Genomic DNA, 12,963 nt, shown 5'->3' on the forward strand with positions numbered 1-12,963 from the left:
TAAGTTTGCGGTAGGCTGCTGAACGAATCTTAACTGCTTTCCCGACGAGCATGCATCCCCTGGAAACCGTTATTTTACTGCTCATTTTTGTGATTGGCCTGGCGATGCTAGCCCGGCGGCTGCATCTGGTTTTTCCTATCCTGCTGACCGTGGGTGGCCTGTGCATTGGCTTTATCCCCGGCTTACCCAGCGTATCGTTAGACCCCTCGATTGTGCTGCTGGTTTTTCTGCCTCCGGTGCTCTACAGTGCCGCCTGGTATACCAACTGGAGCGACTTCCGCCGAAATTTAGAACCCATCGTGGTGCTGGCATTGGGTCTGGTGCTGGTTACTAGTATAGGAATTGCCTTAGTCGCTCATGCGCTGATTCCAGGCTTTACGCTAGCAATGGGGCTATTGCTCGGAGCCATCGTCTCGCCTTCCGATGCCGTGGCCGCCACGGCGGTGATGAAGACATTGGCCGTACCCCGACGAATCATGGTCATTCTGGAAGGCGAAAGTCTGGTCAACGACGCAACGGCCCTGGTGCTTTTCCAACTGGCGCTGGCGACGATCGGTACGGGCGCTTTTTCGTTTAGCGATTCACTGTTGCATTTTCTGGTACTGGCCGGGGGCGGAGTGGGCGTTGGACTGGCCGTTGGCTATGTCTCGTTTTGGCTGCACAAATACGGTCGACTCGAACCCGCTTTGGAAACGGTGTTAACGTTCGTGACGGCGTACTCGGCGTATTTGGCCGCCGAAAAACTGCATCTGAGTGGCGTATTAAGCGTTGTCACGGCAGGACTTCTCATTGGGCATAAGCAATCGCGGGTGCACAGCCCGGTGGTACGGATGCAGGCGGTGGCGGTCTGGGATTTTGTTATTGTCTTGCTGAACGGCCTGATTTTCATTCTGATTGGCTTGCAACTGCCTCATGTGGTTACTGCGATCAAAGGACAGTCATTAGGACAACTCATTGGCTTTGGGGTGATTATCAGTTTAGTTGCGATTCTCGTTCGCTTTCTGTTCATCTTCCTGGCCGATACCGTTTCGAACCAGTTCCGTCGTCTTATCCACCTGCTGCCGGTGTTTCCGTCACGGAAGCATACAACCCTGCTGGCTTATGTCAGTATGCGGGGGATCGTCTCGCTGGCCGCTGCACTGTCTATTCCGGAGCGATTACCGAACGGATTTCCGTATCCGGGTCGAAACCTGATTTTGTTCATTACGTTTTGCGTGATTCTGTTTACCCTGGTTGGGCAGGGCATTGCGCTTCCGGCGGTCATTCGGGCTTTACAGTTCGGCCAGCAAGCTACCGACTATCTCTCCCGACACGAAATTCGTAAACGACTGTCAACACGCGCCCTGGCAGGTGTCCGTCAGGTAGTCAATGCGGAAGGGTTGACCGGCAACGTTGTCCAGGGAATCATTGCCCGTCATCAGGCGCAGGTTCAGGAATTGAAACAGGGGGAATCGACTACGGCGCTTAATGAGCATAAGCTGGGGCAACGATTGACACAGGTCGCGATTCAGTCGCAGCGGGAGGAATTGCTGGCACTACGGGACAACCAGCAAATTGATGTCGAACTGTTTCATGAGCTGGAAAATGAACTCGACCGGGAAGAGGTCCAACTACAAAACGCAACTGCGTAAACAACTTAAATAATGGATTACGCATCTGCAAAACACGGATGCGTAATCCATTATTGATCAGTTATAAGCCGCCAGCCACTTGGCTTTGAGCGCAGCCCGGGCATCGATAAATTCCTGATCTGTTCCCTGAGCAATGGCATCCAACGGATAGCGTAGCGGACGGCTCCCACGTTTCATGTTGATCAGGGTTAAAATACCGTCGGCAATCGTTTGCGGATTCATCTTAAATTCGGCCATCTTGCCGAACAACGACTGCCCAATGGCGTTAAACTGCTGCATGGCAGCCTCACCGTATTCAGCTATAATCGCTGCTTTGTCGGCATTTACACCGGTTTTAACCCCAGTGTTCATCTCGGTTGGGTAAACGCCGGACTGAATACTGACGTTTTCAATACCGTATTCGCGGAGTTCGTCCTGCAAGCCTTCTGTAATGGTTTCCACACCGAATTTGGAGGCCATGTAGGGGATCATAAACGGCAGCGTATGGCCGCTGGCACCCGAGGTAATGTTGATGATCAAGCCGCTTCTGGCCTGGCGCATGCTCGGCAACACCGCCTGGTAGGTACGAATAACACCGTAAAAATTAACTTCGAACATCGTCCGAATCTGGTCTAACGAGTAACCCTCCAGCAAGCCAAAACCGGCTACGGCAGCATTGTTAACCAGTACGTCGATACGGCCGTAGTTGGTCAGTGCATAGTCGAAGGCTGCTTTTACGGAAGTATCGTCCGTTACGTCGATCTCAACGACGTCAATGTTGGGAATGGCGGCTAATTCGGCAGCGGCATCTTTATTTTTGGCTTGAACTCCGCGCATACTGGCCAGCACGGTATGGCCTGCTTTCGCTAGCGTAAGGGCAGTTAATTTACCAAAACCAGTACTGGTACCGGTGATAAAAACGATGGTTGACATGGCTATTTTTTCTTTGTGATGACTGATGTTTGAACGTCACAAAGGTGCAGCACCTGCCCAACTTGCTCCTTGATGTATCATAAGAAAGAAATTGATCTAGATCAATGGAGTCGTTTTTATTTCTTTGCCACCTGATTGCGTACCCGGCTCAGGGTTTCGGGCGTCATACCCAGATAGGAAGCAATCATGCTTTGCGGGACCCGTTGGGCGAATGATGGGTATTTATTGACAAAATTCAGGTATTTTTCTTCAGCCGAGTAACTGATGGCAGCCTGGATGCGGTTCTGGGAAGCAACAAAACTTCGCTCCAGAATCGAATTCACCATCTCGTTGAACACCGGTATTTCCTGACTGATCCGATTAAAGTTATCCTTCGTGATCAGGACAACTTCACTCTCCTCAATGGCATCGATGTTGAATCGAGAGGGCTTCCCCGAGATTAGGCTCTCGCGGTCGCCGATCCACCAGTTCTCTACTGCCAACCCAATCACGTGTTCCAGCCCCTTTTCATCCACCGAATACGAGCGCAGGCAACCTTTCGTGACGAAAGCGTTATATACCCAGACATCACCCTCCTGAAGAAGATACTGTTTTTTGCGCAGCTTTTTCACGGTCGAGAGCGACTTGATCCGCTCGGCTTCCGCGTCCGTCAGGGCAATGTGCTGGTTGAGGTAATGAATGAAAACGTCGTACACCGTAAAATTGGCTGGTAAGGAATTCGCAAAGAAAACCTATTTTTTAGATTCTGTCGGCTTGTTTTAAATCGGAACAACTTCGGGCTTTCGTTTTCTGGTAACGGCAATCAGGCTCTATATGGCCATTTGGCCACCAGCCGAACGTAGCGTGGCAGCGATAGCGAGGTCAACCTACCCAGGTCCACACTTGATGCTATCTAACCGAGTCAGATGGAAACCGGACGCCGATTCGACTGACCGCCTAAAAACAACCCTAGTAATCCGCCCATCAGACCGGAAAAAATAAATTTTACTGGAAACAAGTCTTCTAGCAGACGGGAAGACTTTTCTTCGAAGGCCACGGTAGTTCCTAAGGCAAGAAGATACCAGATCAAAAAGGGTGTAACACTGACCAGTAATCGAGTTAAAAACGAATAGTGTAGCGACCGGCTAAGCACCAGGGCACCGATCAGGCCACTCAGGCCTGCACTCACATAGAAGTGGGGAGTCCCATCGACCGGGGCCAGGATGCGCATGCCCGTAATACTAATGCCTAAACAGCAACTAAATAGGCCAAGTCCAGCTACAAGAAGCCAACCAAGGGGCGCTTGCCTTAACCAGGTGAGTAAGGTTTGACTGCCCGCTGATAGATAGCCAATCGCCACTTGGAAAAGCATCAGCAACCAGACTAAATAGAAGCCACGCCAAAAAAGCCCATGAACATGACCAAACTCGCTGTGGGTCCACCGCTCTGTGCTCGTTTTAGTGACCAACGCTTCGAATTGATGGTGGCCGAGGTAAGCTCCTAAAGCGGAGCCGCCCAGTAATACCGCCATTCCTATGATTAATCGGATGGGGCGTTGATCGAGCTGAGTAAACAACCATGATCGCACCCGCCCGCTCTCGTTGAACCACCGACTCACGCCGACCGAGAGACCAATTAGCAACAGGAGTGATAAGCTCATGTCTAGAAGCGATGTTAGGAGCGAATCACCCAAATAGCGAGCTAATGCCACGGCCCCAAAATCAATAACCATCTCAACGGTATTTTTGACTAGCATAAAACTGATTATACCCAGCAGCAGCAGTACTGATTCCCGTTGAGGCTGCGCGGGCCGACCTAATTTACCGAATTCCTCGGCCAAAACGTCCACAGGTCCTACCCGGTGGGTCGCCACTAGAAAAGCCTCTTGCTGACTTAGGCCCGTGGCTTGTAAGGCGTCCATGCCATCCACTAAATGGCTTTGCAATTCCCGAAGGTCGTCTTTGGTAAAGGTGCCCCGTTGTTCGAGTTGGCTTAGCCAACTTTGAGTGGCCTGGGTTAGGTCAAAGTGGGATTTAGGTTCCATAGCGATTGAAGGAGTTGATTGATCATATTCCAGTTGGCGCGTTCAGCTTCGAGAACCTCGCGTCCCTGCTGTTTAAGCGCATAATATTTTCGTTGGCGCTCATTGTCCGCCGTGCGCCATTGGGTTTGGACTAATCCTCGCTGCTCCAGTTTTCGTAACACGGGATAAAGGGTACCCTCGGCCACGTCAAGCTGTCCTTGGGAGCGTAAGCGTATATTGCGGATGATTTCGTAGCCATAACTTTCGCCATCGGCCAGAATGGTGAGCACTAGGGGCACCAGGGTGGCCGCAATAAGCTCTTTATTAATTTCGGGCATGTGTCTATACTTAGAATTACAAGGTATTGTAAATATACATAGAACTTCTATGCTTACAAATTTTTCTCAATAAATTTGGTTAGTTGTGTGAGATCCGTCGTTCCGCTCTTGATTTGTCACTCCGTTTTTATTTCGTATTGTATCATGAAATGCTCCTACCTGAGACGAAGTTGCATTTTAGTAACCTTCACGTTTTTAGGAGTGTCAATTACGATCAAGTGCCTTGCCATCCAGACTAAAGGTTGTTGTCTGGACAAAGCACGTCCTACTTCTTTATTGGTGGCCGCCGATATTATCATTAACTTTAATAGCCATTAAAGTCGAACTTTAGTATGCCTCAATCAAATTTTGCCACTATTACCTCCATTCAAGGGGGAAGAAGCATCCAGATAGGCGATTGTAAAACCACGTTTCTGGTCGACCAAATGGATACGGGCGGGCTCTACTGTGTCGTTGAACATGATTTACCTGCTGGCTTTCCAGGTCCGCCCCCTCATGCTCATCAAGTGACTACTCACACCTTTTATGTTCTCCAAGGGACAGTAACGCTTGTCATCGATGGGCAGATCATTGAAGCGATAGCCGGTACCTGCGTGTATATACCCACTGGAACGGTTCATGGTTTTTCCAATCCAGGTCAAGAGCGAGTCCGTATGGTGGAGATTGATACACCAGGGCGTTTCCAAGATTACTTTGAGGAGTTAGGACGCGAGTTCCCGGTTGGGGAACCGATTGATCAGGTGCGCATGGCCCAGCTTCAGCAGAAGTATGATTTCGTAGCAGCTAACTAACGCGCTCAAATGAGAGGAAGGAAATTTCAAGTATCTGCTTCTTTATAGGGGTGTTTTTAAGCAACGATTCACTTACGATTCGAACGATAAATGTAATTTAAGTCTTAATGGACACCGCTTCGAGCCCAGTTGCAAACGGCCTGCGTATGCTTTTTGATAAGGCTTTGGCGGCAGGCGGACAACTGATTGATGGCTTTCTGCACTTACCAATGAGTATGGGCAACGGCTTTATTAAGCTGGTACCTATCGAACCAGGGCTTCTACTCATCATCCACCGCTATTCACTACGGGAAGAAACCATAATAGAACGCTTTGCCGAAGACAATCAGGCTGAACGATTGCTGATTTCGTTTCAATCTTTTGATCCTAAGCTCTCGGCGGCTCACTTGTCCACCGCACAACTCGCTTCGACAACCCTTACTTTTAGAACTGTCCTACCGGCACATACACCTATTTTCTTCGTTGGCGTTGTGGTGGAAAAAACACTGTTGGCCCATTGGCTAGGTAGCCATCAAGCGGCACCGATTGGCTTGCTCACCCACCAGCAACCGTGCCTGGTAGAAGCCTTACTCACCCCCGAAATCCAATCGACCTTGCAGGATATAACGACGCTCCGCCCTGTTGATGACTTAGATTTGTTGTTTTATCGCATCAAACTGCAAGAGCTGCTCTACTGGCTACTTCGAGAGCTGGGTCAGCGTTCTATTCGTAACGTACAGCCATTGCATTCAACCGATGTAGCAACTATTTTCCAGGTAAGAGCGACGCTACTCAGCGCGCTCGACAGCCCACCCACCCTGGCTCAACTGGCCAAGTTGGCGGGTATGGGTCAAACGAAGCTCAAGCAGTTGTTCTATCAGGTCTTTGGCACCAGTCCTTATGCTTATTTTCAAGTAGCTCGCTTACAGGAAGCCAGGCGATTGCTAGAGCAGTGGTCCGTATCAGAAGTAGGCCACCAGTTGGGTTTTACCAATTTGGGTCATTTCGCCCACTTGTTCAAACGCCAATTCGGCTTGACCCCAAAGCATTATCAAGCCGCCAAGCGTCAAAAGGATATTCATTGAATCCGCCAGATACGAACAATATTGCGACTGAATCAGCTATTTTGTTCGAAAGGATCACCGGACCTTTGTGAAAAGAAGTCAACGTCTAAAGACTCCTATCACATATGAATACCAACAACTCGATTATGACCGTCCCTACTAACCTGCGTATTGGTATTATCCTAGGCAGCACCCGCCCTGGCCGCCGAGGGGACCAGATTGCTTCCTGGGTACTCGATACGGCCCAGCATCACGGGGGAGCCACCTACGAACTCATTGACCTGGCCGAGCATAATCTGGGCAATCTGGATGAGCCAAACAATCCGAATTTTCAGCAGTACCAGCACATGCACACTCAAAAATGGAGTGAGCTGATTGATAGCTTTGACGGTTATGTCTTCATTACCCCGGAGTACAACCATTCCATACCGGGTGCTCTGAAAAACGCGCTGGACTATGTCTATAAGGAGTGGAATGATAAAGCCGCTGGTATTGTCTGCTACGGCGGTTGGGTGGCCGGATCACGAGCCGCTGAAGCCTTACGGGTCATCTTGCCTGAACTCCAGATAGCCAGCGTTCGAGCACAGGTTTCCATATCAACTCACGCGACCTTTGGCACAGGGGTATTCATTGCCGGTGCAACCCTTAAGGCCTCGGTTGATCTGATGCTTACGCAACTACTGGCCTGGGCGAAAGGACTGCGTAGTGTACGGGCGGCAAAGGCTGGTTTGATAAATTGAGTAATTGTTGGCTACCAGCCAACAATTCAAGTTAAAATCGTTGACTTAATCTTATAAAAACCCTCCTTTTCGTACGACGGTTGCAAGCACTGCTTGAGGCAAACGATTTTTCCTGAGAACTACCCAATATAAGGCGTTTTAGGCTTTCACGGCTGACCCAGGCGAAGCAAATATTTATGCTGGCCGGAAAGAACCAGCTCACCCCGCTGATTGTGCACCGAAACCGCCGTTACGACCTGCCCCGTATCGCCTTGAGGAATAAGATCAGTAATTGTGAGGGCTGAATACAGCGTATCGCCCGAATGGACTTCTTTCAGAAATGTACAGGACAGTTCGCTGAAATTGATGAACACCTCGCCAATAAAATGCGGAAACAACGTAGCGCCTGGTGCCGTAAAGGCCAACACCTGAAGGCCATGAACCACTGGGGCCGAATGGCCATGTTTACGCGCCCATTCTGCATCGTAATGAACGGGATGGTTATCGCACGAGACGGTTTGGAACGCCGACGCATGGGCATCGGTCAGGGTGCGGCTGGGTGCCCGAAACACATCGCCGACACGCAGATCGGCGAACGTTTTGGGAGGAACAACCAGAAACGAGTTAGGGGCAAATGAGCTGCTGTCCGCAGCAGATGGCTGAGTGATTACAGAATCCATAGGTCAGCATGATTTGGTTAACTCATTGAATTAGTTCGCTTTCAAGGGGGGTAAGCTTTGCTCGATCTTTGCTCGTGAGGCTTCGTACTGCTTCGGTAGTTTTAGCCCGCTTCCTAATTCAGGAAGTGGCTCATCGACCGTAAAGCCGGGATTGTCGGTGGCAATTTCGAACAGCACACCACCAGGTTCACGGAAGTAGAGCGAGAAGAAATAATCGCGGTTGATTTTGGGGGTAATCTGTAAGCCACTCTCCAGAATCTTTTCCCGAAATTCCATCTGGATGGCATCATTGGCCACCCGAAACGCTACGTGGTGGTTCGTTCCGGCGGCATTCCGGCCCAGCTTGCCATTTGGCTCTTCCAGCAAATCCACAATCGACGCATTGGGTACGGTATCCGTTTGAAACCGGTAGCGATTGCCTTCCTGCCCCAGTTGCTGATAGCCAAAAATATCGGTCAGTACGCGGGCGGTGGCGTCAATGCGTTGCAGCGTCAGCGTAACACTGTGGAAACCCTGCGTGGCCATATCCTGCTTAATATCTTCCGTTTCCCAGGCTGCACGGTCGTCCGGTTGCTTCGGAACAATAAGCGCAATAGCCAACCCGTCGGGATCGGTAAACGGCAGATAGGTTTCGCCAAAGCGCTCGGCTTGTTCACCCATCGACACACCAGCCTCCCGGAAGCGACCGGCCCAGTTGTCCAGGCTACCCTTCGGCACAGCGTATCCAATTTCGGTGGCCATGCCAACGCCGTTTCGACCAGGGCCGATGCCTTCCCAGGGAAAGAAGGTCAGAATCGTGCCGGGTGTACCGGTTTCGTTGCCATAGTAAAAATGATAGGTATTCGGGTCATCGAAATTGACCGTTTTTTTTACCAGGCGCAGGCCCAGCACATGCGTATAAAAATCGTAGTTGCGCTGAGCGTTGTTGGCAATGGCCGTAATGTGATGCAGCCCTAAAATTGTGTTATTCATAGTGATATCCTTTCTTTTCGACAGGATTTACGGGATGGACAGGATTAATTATTCTGAAAATCCTGTCCATCCCGTAAATCCTGTCGAAAAATAACTTGCCTACTTCGCCGGACCGCGTTACGATGCTGCTTGGATAAAAGCCAGCAAGTCGGCGTTGATGGTGGCCGCTTCGGTAGTTGGCATACCATGCGGAAAGCCAGGATACGTAATCAGACGGCCATTCTTCAGGAGCTTGATTGCTTTGCGCGCCGTAATATCGATGGGTACAATCTGATCATCTTCGCCGTGCAGGACCAGTACCGGTACGTCGATGCTTTTCAGGTCTTCCGTAAAATCGGTTTCGGAAAACGCTTTGATACCGTAATAATGCGCGTTGATACCACCCATCATTCCCTGACGCCACCAGTTATCCCGCACGCCCTGGAGGGGAGTTGCACCGGGTCGGTTGTAGCCATAGAAAGGCAGGGTAAACTCGTTGAAATACTGCGGCCGCCGGGTAGCCGTACCTTCCCGTATCTCGTCGAATATCGACATGGGTACCCCGTCTGGATTAGCATCGGTTTTTACCATCAAGGGGGTTACAGCACTGATAAGGACTGCTTTCGTAACCTGTCCGTATTTGGCTACGTAGCGGGCAACTACCCCGCCACCCGTAGAATGACCAATGTGGATAGCCTCTTTCAGATCCAGAAAGTCAACTAGTTCGGCAATATCAGCGGCATACGTATCAATATCGTGACCGTTTGTGGCTTGCGTTGACCGGCCATGCCCCCGGCGATCGGCTGCAACTACACGGTATCCATGTTGCAGGAAAAACATCATCTGGGCGTCCCAGTCATCACTGGATAAGGGCCAGCCATGATGAAAGACAATGGGCTGTCCGGTTCCCCAATCTTTATAATAAATCTCGGTACCGTCTTTAACTGTTAGCGTAGGCATAGTCTTTAGGTTTATAAGAGTTGAACACTATCGGAGAGAGAAGAAACTCTTCGATTTACCGAGACAAAGTTGGCGGGAAGTAGCTTACCAATAGCGGTACGAATCGGGGGGAATTCGGTAAAAATTGACGTTTCTAGGCAATAAGTTTAAACTGATTTGGCTACTGACGTTTCCTGAAGGCTGAGTCAGCAAAGGCGAGAAGGGCTTGTCGGGCAATCAATTGGCTGATTTCAAGACGGATCAATGGAAGCCGTGCCGCAAAAAACGCTCCTAAAGGAGACGAAAATAGGTTTGAGTATCTATCGGGGTTACGGGTGTTCTTCATTGACGTACCGGGGTTCACAACCGATGTTTATGTAGGCAATCCGTATGATGACCGGCTTTGTGAACACCGCAAATATTCCTTCTGAAATTATGAACCGGTTTACCAAATTGCCGATTTTGCAATCTGTATGTTTTCAAATGGGAAAGGGGCTCACTGGATTCAATCGGTTCAGGTGGGCGAATCGATTTATTTCAACCAACCCAGGGGAAAACTGCTGATAGATAACACGGCTGACAACTATTGGTTGATATGCTCCTAAAGACCTTCGTACAGAACCATTCTGGAAATAAGTAGCTTTCAGCAGACATGGTTGATTCATTCCACCTGACATCTATTTAGGAAAATAGTACAAAAACGATCGACAATGCACCAACAACTCCTAAAACTCATTTCGAAAAACGGATCATTTTCCGAAAAAGACAGCGCGTTGTGTGAGCAGTATTTCGAGCCTATGCGGGAATGAGAATGTCTGTACGATTACATAGGCTACTACCCTAGTGAGTGCATCTTCGACCCGATTAACCTTCCAGTGGGCGAAGAAGGGTTGATTAACTCGAAGGGAAGAGTGGACAAGTTGCCTTTTTTAGTGAAGTAAAATGATTCGTACCCAGCCGATCGATAATGGCGGTTTGGACAAATTGGTAGCAAAGCGACCTAACGGCTGATTACTTACGGATCGCCTAAAGTAGTGGGCCTTAGTCAGCAACCGCCTACCAGGGCAACGTCTCACCCATCTGAGAAAATGTACCCGTCGGTCCGTTTTCGTCCAGTAAGGCTAGGGCCACTCCACTTTTCGCCCCATCTTCTGGCGTAAGTGGCGCCTGATCTGATCCGATCGATGTCTTTACCCAACCCGGATTGACTGCGTTTACCTTGATGTTGGTGTTGCGAAGGGCATTGGCTAAAAACACAGTAAATTGGTTCAGGGCCGTTTTGGAAGCGCTATACGCGTAAGGTTTTAAGGCGAACAGCCAATGCGTTTCGTCGATATGAACACCAAAGGAGCCCGAGATGCTGCTGATATTGACGATCCGTCCGGCTTCACTTTTTTTGATTGCTGGCAGTAAGGATTGGGTCAGCTCCACGGTTCCAAAATAGTTGATATCAAATGTGTCGCGGAGCGTTTTCAGTGGAACGGTTTCGGTGTTGTTGCCGAACCAGGCGCTATCCAGGAATACGGCGGCATTGTTGACCAGGATATCGAGTTTGCCGAATTTATGCTCAATGAATATTCTGGTATTTTCTATATCGGTAGACTTACTGATGTCTAATTTGACGAATGTTACATCCAATGACAGAGCACGTAACGTTTCCTCTGCCTTTTTGCCCTCCGTTTCATTTCTGGCTCCTATCAGGACCTTAATACCCTGTTGTGCTAGTTGTTTAGCTGTCTCAAAACCAATGCCTTTATTGGCTCCTGTTACTAGTGCTATTTTCGTCATTTTGCAATGTGTTATAAGTACAATGCAAAGATGAAGCCGATCACCGAGGCCGTGTTAGTCTAAATAAAACCAATCATTACTAAAATCAAACTTGGGCGTAAGTGACTGTGAATTATACTGGAGATAACTATTTTGTTGTTTTTCTGTACGCTGTGGGTGAAACCCGTACGTGTTTCTTGAAAAACAAATTGAAGTGCGATGCCTGCTCGAAACCCAGGGAGCTGGCAATCTCCACAATATTCCAGTTGGTTATCTTCAATAGAATTTTCGATTCCTGAACGATCCGTGCCGCTATGATTTCGCTTACCGTTCGGCCTTTCGATAGCTTTACCTGTCGGTTTAGATAATTGGGATGTAAGGACAAGTCATCCGCAAAATCCTTTACCGTTTTTAATCGGAGGGGATTCTGAGCCGATTCTACAGGAAACTGGGCTTCCAGTAAGCGTATAAAGGCACAGGCTATGACCTCACTCGTGTTATTCTTTTTTACGTAGGAACTGACCGGATCAAGCTTTTGTGCGTTGAAAATCAGTTCGAGCAAATAGGTACGTTGCAGGTTTTCCTTAAAATCGCCGTTAGTTTGTTGTTCTTCGACTAGTTTGGCATAGATACCAACGATTTTTTTTGTTTGTTCATCCGTCAATGAATAAATAGTCTGCCTCCCTGGTTTATAAATAGGAAATTCAAGCAACCGGTACCCACTATTACTTTTTGTGATAAAACTCTCTTTAAACAGGCAGCTTATGCCTACATATACCCCTTCTGCTGCGTGAATGCCAAAGGGTATTTTCGTGCTGGTAAATAATAATGAAGTACCTGATACATCGATCTGTGTCTCTTCAAATTCAAGCGTATACTTACCTTGTAAAAGGGTAACCGTGTAATACGTCTTTCGACTATACTCAAATGATAAGGGGGTATTGTTATCCACCGTACTCAAATTTAGTATATCGAAGTTTACGGCATCCCCTTTATCTGTTGCATAAAGCGTTCGCTTAATGTTCCTGAGTTCCGAAAGTGTGGTTGTGTCTATTTGCATGGGGCTATCTGATGCGTTCATTCGATGACCTTTACAGGTCTGATGGGTAAGGAACACGTTATGAGGAGAAAATAGTTAACCATGCATCACTTTTAGTTGAAGGAAGCCCGTTACCTAAGGGGTGATGAGT

13 protein-coding genes are annotated in these 12,963 nt (G+C 48.8%); 4 read left to right on the plus strand and 9 right to left on the minus strand.

All coding sequences use genetic code 11. The features are described 5' to 3' along the window. Window positions 1-50 precede the first annotated feature (50 nt). A complete protein-coding gene (locus tag ACYVGR_RS23675; RefSeq protein ID WP_460961384.1) occupies window positions 51-1,631 on the plus strand; it encodes a Na+/H+ antiporter in 1,581 nt (526 codons plus the stop codon). Window positions 1,632-1,688: 57 nt separating this feature from the next. Here the strand turns inward: ACYVGR_RS23675 and ACYVGR_RS23680 are convergent, their stop codons facing one another. The 4 genes from ACYVGR_RS23680 to ACYVGR_RS23695 form a co-directional block, all read right to left on the minus strand. Next, a complete protein-coding gene (locus ACYVGR_RS23680; protein WP_460961386.1) occupies window positions 1,689-2,543 on the minus strand; it encodes an SDR family oxidoreductase in 855 nt (284 codons plus the stop codon). 116 nt (window positions 2,544-2,659) lie between these two features. Beyond that, window positions 2,660-3,238: a Crp/Fnr family transcriptional regulator gene (locus tag ACYVGR_RS23685; RefSeq protein WP_460961388.1), complete on the minus strand. Its 579-nt coding sequence runs from the start codon at window positions 3,236-3,238 to the stop codon at window positions 2,660-2,662. A gap of 206 nt (window positions 3,239-3,444) precedes the next feature. Further along, a complete protein-coding gene (locus tag ACYVGR_RS23690) occupies window positions 3,445-4,566 on the minus strand; it encodes a permease prefix domain 1-containing protein (protein WP_460961390.1) in 1,122 nt (373 codons plus the stop codon). Then, window positions 4,539-4,883 carry a PadR family transcriptional regulator gene (locus ACYVGR_RS23695; protein ID WP_460961392.1) on the minus strand — a complete coding sequence of 115 codons (345 nt, stop codon included), beginning with the start codon at window positions 4,881-4,883 and terminating at the stop codon, window positions 4,539-4,541. Before ACYVGR_RS23695 ends, ACYVGR_RS23690 begins: the two co-directional genes overlap by 28 nt. Window positions 4,884-5,308: 425 nt before the next feature. Between ACYVGR_RS23695 and ACYVGR_RS23700 the strand changes: the two genes are divergently transcribed. From ACYVGR_RS23700 to ACYVGR_RS23710, 3 genes are all read left to right on the plus strand, one after another. Further along, window positions 5,309-5,674, plus strand: a complete 366-nt coding sequence (locus ACYVGR_RS23700) for a cupin domain-containing protein (protein WP_460961482.1) — start codon at window positions 5,309-5,311, stop codon at window positions 5,672-5,674. Window positions 5,675-5,820: 146 nt separating this feature from the next. Further along, window positions 5,821-6,738: a helix-turn-helix transcriptional regulator gene (locus tag ACYVGR_RS23705; protein WP_460961394.1), complete on the plus strand. Its 918-nt coding sequence runs from the start codon at window positions 5,821-5,823 to the stop codon at window positions 6,736-6,738. A gap of 104 nt (window positions 6,739-6,842) precedes the next feature. Continuing rightward, window positions 6,843-7,457, plus strand: coding sequence for an NADPH-dependent FMN reductase (locus ACYVGR_RS23710; RefSeq protein WP_460961396.1), 615 nt, complete (start codon window positions 6,843-6,845; stop codon window positions 7,455-7,457). Between the two features lie 146 nt (window positions 7,458-7,603). Here the strand turns inward: ACYVGR_RS23710 and ACYVGR_RS23715 are convergent, their stop codons facing one another. The 5 genes from ACYVGR_RS23715 to ACYVGR_RS23735 form a co-directional block, all read right to left on the minus strand. Further along, window positions 7,604-8,116, minus strand: coding sequence for a MaoC family dehydratase (locus ACYVGR_RS23715; protein WP_460961399.1), 513 nt, complete (start codon window positions 8,114-8,116; stop codon window positions 7,604-7,606). A gap of 30 nt (window positions 8,117-8,146) precedes the next feature. After that, window positions 8,147-9,088 (minus strand): ring-cleaving dioxygenase, encoded by a 942-nt coding sequence (locus ACYVGR_RS23720; protein ID WP_460961401.1) that lies wholly within the window; start codon window positions 9,086-9,088, stop codon window positions 8,147-8,149. 117 nt (window positions 9,089-9,205) lie between these two features. Next, the gene (locus ACYVGR_RS23725) at window positions 9,206-10,027 is read right to left on the minus strand and encodes an alpha/beta fold hydrolase (protein WP_460961403.1); all 822 of its coding nucleotides are present in this window, start codon (window positions 10,025-10,027) and stop codon (window positions 9,206-9,208) included. A 1,035-nt stretch (window positions 10,028-11,062) separates the two neighbouring features. Next, a complete protein-coding gene (locus tag ACYVGR_RS23730; protein WP_460961405.1) occupies window positions 11,063-11,794 on the minus strand; it encodes an SDR family oxidoreductase in 732 nt (243 codons plus the stop codon). Between the two features lie 127 nt (window positions 11,795-11,921). Next, window positions 11,922-12,854, minus strand: a complete 933-nt coding sequence (locus ACYVGR_RS23735) for a helix-turn-helix domain-containing protein (protein ID WP_460961407.1) — start codon at window positions 12,852-12,854, stop codon at window positions 11,922-11,924. Between the last annotated feature and the right edge of the window lie 109 nt (window positions 12,855-12,963).

It is taken from the genome of Spirosoma litoris (assembly GCF_054776755.1).

What these genes read in the sequence shown, in the direction of transcription:
- ACYVGR_RS23675 (WP_460961384.1), top strand. Translation starts at nt 51, where the DNA reads ATGCATCCCCTGGAAACCGTTATTTTACTGCTCATTTTTGTGATTGGC.
- ACYVGR_RS23680 (WP_460961386.1), bottom strand. Translation starts at nt 2,543, where the DNA reads ATGTCAACCATCGTTTTTATCACCGGTACCAGTACTGGTTTTGGTAAA.
- ACYVGR_RS23690 (WP_460961390.1), bottom strand. Translation starts at nt 4,566, where the DNA reads ATGGAACCTAAATCCCACTTTGACCTAACCCAGGCCACTCAAAGTTGG.
- ACYVGR_RS23695 (WP_460961392.1), bottom strand. Translation starts at nt 4,883, where the DNA reads ATGCCCGAAATTAATAAAGAGCTTATTGCGGCCACCCTGGTGCCCCTA.
- ACYVGR_RS23700 (WP_460961482.1), top strand. Translation starts at nt 5,309, where the DNA reads ATGGATACGGGCGGGCTCTACTGTGTCGTTGAACATGATTTACCTGCT.
- ACYVGR_RS23705 (WP_460961394.1), top strand. Translation starts at nt 5,821, where the DNA reads ATGCTTTTTGATAAGGCTTTGGCGGCAGGCGGACAACTGATTGATGGC.
- ACYVGR_RS23710 (WP_460961396.1), top strand. Translation starts at nt 6,843, where the DNA reads ATGAATACCAACAACTCGATTATGACCGTCCCTACTAACCTGCGTATT.
- ACYVGR_RS23715 (WP_460961399.1), bottom strand. Translation starts at nt 8,116, where the DNA reads ATGGATTCTGTAATCACTCAGCCATCTGCTGCGGACAGCAGCTCATTT.
- ACYVGR_RS23720 (WP_460961401.1), bottom strand. Translation starts at nt 9,088, where the DNA reads ATGAATAACACAATTTTAGGGCTGCATCACATTACGGCCATTGCCAAC.
- ACYVGR_RS23725 (WP_460961403.1), bottom strand. Translation starts at nt 10,027, where the DNA reads ATGCCTACGCTAACAGTTAAAGACGGTACCGAGATTTATTATAAAGAT.
- ACYVGR_RS23730 (WP_460961405.1), bottom strand. Translation starts at nt 11,794, where the DNA reads ATGACGAAAATAGCACTAGTAACAGGAGCCAATAAAGGCATTGGTTTT.
- ACYVGR_RS23735 (WP_460961407.1), bottom strand. Translation starts at nt 12,854, where the DNA reads ATGAACGCATCAGATAGCCCCATGCAAATAGACACAACCACACTTTCG.